The sequence below is a fragment of the Vibrio sp. 10N.286.46.A8 genome (assembly GCF_041470165.1).
GTDB classification, from domain to species: domain Bacteria; phylum Pseudomonadota; class Gammaproteobacteria; order Enterobacterales; family Vibrionaceae; genus Vibrio; species Vibrio tasmaniensis_A.
On the sequence record NZ_JBFRLX010000343.1, the window covers coordinates 1 to 4,405 of the forward strand.

General features: G+C 43.2%; 4 protein-coding genes and 1 tRNA gene. 1 reads left to right on the forward strand and 4 read right to left on the reverse strand.

The genetic code is table 11. The features are described 5' to 3' along the window. Positions 1–140 precede the first annotated feature (140 nt). From AB4232_RS22265 to AB4232_RS22280, 4 genes are all read right to left on the reverse strand, one after another. On the reverse strand, positions 141–1,394 hold the full coding sequence (locus AB4232_RS22265) for a tyrosine-type recombinase/integrase (protein WP_372088035.1): 1,254 nt from the start codon (positions 1,392–1,394) through the stop codon (positions 141–143). A gap of 85 nt (positions 1,395–1,479) precedes the next feature. Next, positions 1,480–1,570 (reverse strand) — tRNA-Ser (locus tag AB4232_RS22270). Between the two features lie 138 nt (positions 1,571–1,708). Further along, the gene (locus AB4232_RS22275) at positions 1,709–3,505 is read right to left on the reverse strand and encodes a DUF3413 domain-containing protein (RefSeq protein ID WP_065677925.1); all 1,797 of its coding nucleotides are present in this window, start codon (positions 3,503–3,505) and stop codon (positions 1,709–1,711) included. A gap of 27 nt (positions 3,506–3,532) precedes the next feature. Next, positions 3,533–3,760 (reverse strand): YejL family protein, encoded by a 228-nt coding sequence (locus AB4232_RS22280; protein ID WP_004734063.1) that lies wholly within the window; start codon positions 3,758–3,760, stop codon positions 3,533–3,535. A gap of 84 nt (positions 3,761–3,844) precedes the next feature. Here AB4232_RS22280 and AB4232_RS22285 point away from each other — a divergent pair. After that, the coding region (locus AB4232_RS22285; RefSeq protein ID WP_372088036.1) for a nucleoid-associated protein at positions 3,845–4,405 on the forward strand (561 nt) is incomplete at its 3' end.

The window sequence follows — 4,405 nt, forward strand, 5'->3', positions numbered from 1 at the left end:
GAGTTAAGAGGCTCGCCTCTTACCCGCAGCTCACGTTCATCTTTTGCGAAGCAAAAGTGTGACGGGAGCGCAGCGGGTTGCTATAACGTCTCACTTTTTAGTGACACGGTTTTTGGTGGTTTACCGCCAAGCGTATTTTACTAGGATACGTCCAACTGAAAACTGTTCACGGCATCAACCAACTCTTCAGGGGATAGCCGTTTCGCATAATGTCCGTAGGTCATCGTATTGTGTTTATGCCCAATTATCTGAGCGACCACATGCTCTTCGATGCCCGCCTTTTGCAGTTCATCAACAACGGTATGACGGAATGAATAAGCAGTAGGTCGCTGTCCCGCTTTAAAATGACAGGCATCCAGTACGTCACCAAAATTGTCTCGATAATCTTTAGACCAATCTAGGTCATCCCCACGGGGAGTTAAGTCGAAGAGTTGAGTCGCACCTTGTTGTTTACGTTGCTCTACATAATCAAGAAAGCCTGACTTGAGTAACGTCTCGTGTATGGTCACCATTCTGTTGGAGGCGACATTTTTCAAGTGTTGGTTTTCCGCATCATCGGAAAAGTGGATACATGGGGTATGACCTAACTTGATATCCTTGATGCGAAGCTGACAAGCTTCTGAAGGACGGCAGCCTTGATGCATCTGTAACTTGGTTATCCAGTCAAACTGCTCGCCTTGCTCCCTGTAGGCATGGCTAGAGAATAGTTTCTTCAGCTCTATCGCTTTCCAACGCCTGCGTTGACCTTGGCTATTTGTCTTCTTTGGTAGCTTCACCACCATAAATGGATTACTTACTGTCAATTCTTTTGCCATACACCAGTTAAAGAACTGCCGATTTGCGGCCAGATAGTCTTTTAAGCTCTTATGGCTAAGCTTCCGCTGTATCAATTCATCTCTGTAAGCCATCGCAAGGCTATTACTAGGCCTATTCTCATCTTGGCTTGATAGATAGTTTAGAAAATCACTACAACGTTGCTGGAGCTGCTTAATCGTTAATTGGGTGACATTCTCAAGCTGCTTGGATTCAATGAACTGAACAAGCTCTCCTTTACCAACGCTAGGGCGGGTTGATACGGCCTTTGCTGCGGTAGTGCCATTAAGCTTTGGTGCACTGGTCGTGGTTTCTGGTTCGGAACGATAGTTTTGACGCAACTGATTAATGGCATCCGCAAGCTCGGATTTGAACTCAGCAAAACTTACTGCCGTTGCTTTGGCTTTATCGAAAAGAGCATGAAGTAATTGAACCTGTTCGATATTTCTCAGGTAAGCGACTTTACGATCACGAGTGAGAAGAGAGAATTTAAACTCTTTGGGATAGCCACTGCTACGCAGTGAAAGTGGGGTGGCGATGCGTGTGTAGTATACGCTATTTGGAAGTCTCAATAAGTACATCTGTGCTACCTTTCTGTGCAAGATGATTTTCGAGGCTTTAGATACGAAAAAACCGCTGTAAAAACAGCGGTTTAATCTTTAAGAGTGGTGGAGGGATAGGGATTTGAACCCTAGAACCGCTATTAACGGTTGCCGGTTTTCAAGACCGGTGCTTTCGACCACTCAGCCATCCCTCCAGTGGCGTGAATAATATAAGGGGCAGAGGATCTTGTAAACCCTTAATTTTCATAATTTTGTTTTGTTGCTTGTTTTCTAATCATTCACGGCAATAAAAAAGGGAAGCCATTGGCTTCCCTTTTCTTTTTGATGATCATTTAGTCATTTTTGGTATAGAACCGCTGTAACTCAGTAAGGCCTTGCATCAACACTGGCAAGCGAGGGCTTACATCTTTCAGACGTTTGTAATTCTGATCGTACAATTTGTAGTTACCAAACTTATCTAACACCGTTGTTTGTTGGTCAGTAACAAGAGCAAGTTCACGTGAGTCTCCTGCGAGAATCCATTTTCTTCTACGCTCATCAAACAGGCTACGACCGCTACTGAAGTCTGTCGGGTTCGAAGATACACCTAATAGCTCTTGCATTAGCGTGACAGATACATCTAGGTGACTAGAACGGTGAGTATATTCAGATGCCGACTTACCTGGCCATTTGATGAACAGAGGCACTTGTAGTTGGTAACGACTGTAATTGGAGTTTGCACCCCAACTGTTGGTTTTCGTCTCGTTAAATTCAGTACCATGGTTAGAGGTAATGATAACCACTGTGTTGTCTTGAAGATCTAGGCGCTCCAACTCTGCGTAGATTTTCGCTAACTGAACATCAGCCGCTTGAGTCGATTTTTGGTAGTCTGCAGTAAAACGTTCAGCGGTAGTCAACGTTACATCTGTTTCGTAACTAGAGAAGTTATCGAGCGTTGTTAGTTCAATAAAGTTAAACCAAGGGCTTTTTGCTTGTGGTGATTGAACCCATTCAGACCAAGCTTGTATTGCGCTTTGGTCATCATCTGTTGCTTGCTCTGGGAGCGCATCACGGCCTCGGAAGATGACTTCCGGGTAAAGGGCGTCGTCAAAGTCATCACCGCTAAAAGCGGCAAGTGTATAATTGTGATGATCTAGCACATCGAGCAGTACTGCGCTCGAACCTTGTGCTTTGATGCTGCTTGCGTAGCTGCTAGGAAGGCCATAGAACAATCCGAAAATACCAAACATGTCGTTACTTGAACTGTAGTGATTGGTAAAGTTGATCGATTGTTGTGCATAGGCATAGCTGCTTGGCATCGCAGTGCTATTGAGTGCATCAGCGCGAAGATTATTTACACTCACAAGCAGAATATTAAGATCAGCACTGCGGCGGTTGTATTGAATTTTTTCTAGTGGGTAGCTAACTAAGTTTACGTTCTCTTGGTTCGCTTCTAAACGCTGCAAATACTCTTCACGGTCTAATAGACCATGCTTTTCCATAAAGCTTTTTGCTGTCATAGGATAAGACAGTGGGAAATTCGCTTTCTGGCTTGTAATTGGGTTGTAGAAATACGCATCAGCCCACATGTAGGTCAAGTGGCTGCTGATGAAACACAAGAAGAAGACGGCAGTAATAGGACGGCCAATGTGTTTATGAGACAGTTTACGTTGCTTACGCCAAACCCACTCAGACAGACCTAGCTGCAATAAGAAGATTAGTGGCATTACAATGAAGAGGTGCTGCAAATCAGAAGTGAGTGCAGACTCCTCTCCACTGAATAAAACCTCCCACACGACAGGTGTCAGGTGGAGGTTTATATTTTGATACGTTTGAGTATCAATCAGTAGGACAGTTAAACCTATGGTTGCGAAGATAACGGCAACCAAACGTAATAACTTCCTCGACGGAAGAATAAAAGTGAGTGGGAACAGCACTAATAGATAGAGCGCGAACACCAAAAATCCAAAATGACCAACCCATGATGCAGCCAAATAGAATTGACCCAATAGGGTTTCCGGCCAAGCAGATTGAGTAATATAACGAGTACCAATCAACATCGCAGCAATGATGTTGAAAAATGCAAACCAGTGGCCCCAACCTACCAGTCGAGATACACGATCGCTATATGAGTTTGCGCTGTCTACCATTTATAATTCTTTTTCCGTCAATCAAACTTAGTGAGACTTTTTATCTTCAAGAGAAGAAATTAAAGCTTCGGCAAATTTTTCAGCAATTCCTTTGCGTTGTGAAGCAGCAACGTTCTGATTTAAGACATTGGTTGCGATATTTCCAGCGATCATCAATGAAAGCTCAGGTGAAGCTTTGTGCTTAGTCAGTACAGCACCTACTTCAGCTAGGATTTTTTCAACTTGATCATCTGTGTATTTAGATATAATCGGCATAAGGACTCTAATAATGATAGTAAAAGCGGCTTATGATAACCTACTATGCACAACAACTGAAACCTGAACGGTAATATTTTCGCTATGAGCCTTCACCTTTCCAACGTAATTTTACACCAGCTAAGCAAGAACGATCAGGAAGAGCTGATTGTTAACTATCGTGCTGAATCTCTAGAAAACGATACTGCATCTGAAAACCTAGTCGCTGAACTTCACCGAGTTTTTAATTCAAAAGCAGGTAAAGGATTTGGTTCTTTCAAATCCGACAGCGAATTCCAGCAGTCGTTGCATGAATTTCGAGCTGGAGAACAAAGTTTTTATGATTTCTCTCAAAAAAGTGCGCTACGTCTAAAAGATGAGCTTTCAAAGTATCCTTTTGCTGATGAAGGCACTTTGGTACTGGCTGAATATCAATCACTGGCGACAGACTACCTTTTCATCGGACTACTGCCTTCTAACCAAAGTTTGAAAGTGACCGAAGGGCTAGATATTAGTGCGACGGATTACCTTGATATCTCGAAGATGGATATTGTTGCGCGCCTTGATCTTTCAACATACGACACAGACAAAGAGTCAAACCGTTACCTTACTTATATTAAAGGGCGCGTTGGTCGTAAAGTCGCTGACTTCTTCTTAGACTTCCTT

Coding starts and splice junctions, on each gene's coding strand:
- AB4232_RS22275 (WP_065677925.1), bottom strand. CDS start 3,505: ATGGTAGACAGCGCAAACTCATATAGCGATCGTGTATCTCGACTGGTA.
- AB4232_RS22265 (WP_372088035.1), bottom strand. CDS start 1,394: ATGTACTTATTGAGACTTCCAAATAGCGTATACTACACACGCATCGCC.
- AB4232_RS22280 (WP_004734063.1), bottom strand. CDS start 3,760: ATGCCGATTATATCTAAATACACAGATGATCAAGTTGAAAAAATCCTA.